The 364-nt window shown below is 63.7% G+C and carries 1 protein-coding gene; it reads right to left on the minus strand.

Annotated features, from left to right (window positions below; translation table 11 throughout):
• Positions 1-314, minus strand: a 314-nt coding sequence (locus JHN45_RS52635; RefSeq protein ID WP_201056622.1) for an acyl-CoA dehydrogenase family protein, incomplete at its 3' end; no start/stop codon positions are given.
• Positions 315-364 lie beyond the last annotated feature (50 nt).

Genomic DNA, 364 nt, shown 5'->3' on the forward strand with positions numbered 1-364 from the left:
GCAGGCAGAAAACGGGACTTCTGCGCATCGGTGCCATGCGCGATGAGGGTGGGAGCAAGCAAGTTCTCCCCGATATGCCCGGACCGGGGCGGCGCGTCCGACCGAGCGTATTCCTCGGCCCAGGCGACCTGTTGAGTGAGAGTGGCGCTGCGATTCCCATATCCGGCTTCGGGCCAACCCAGCCCGATCCAGCCGCTTTTACCGAGAGTGCGCTCCCAAGCACGACGGTCCTGACCACTCTCGGCATGCGCGGACAGCCAGGCCCGAGCTTCGACCCGAAACTCTTCGTCCTCACCAGCGAATCCAAAATCCACAGGGGCTCCTAAAAACACCGCTCAGGTTTCCCACCTAAGGGGCGCGGGGA

This window comes from Streptomyces sp. MBT53, from assembly GCF_016654115.1.
In the GTDB taxonomy this organism is placed as follows: Bacteria; Actinomycetota; Actinomycetes; order Streptomycetales; family Streptomycetaceae; genus Streptomyces.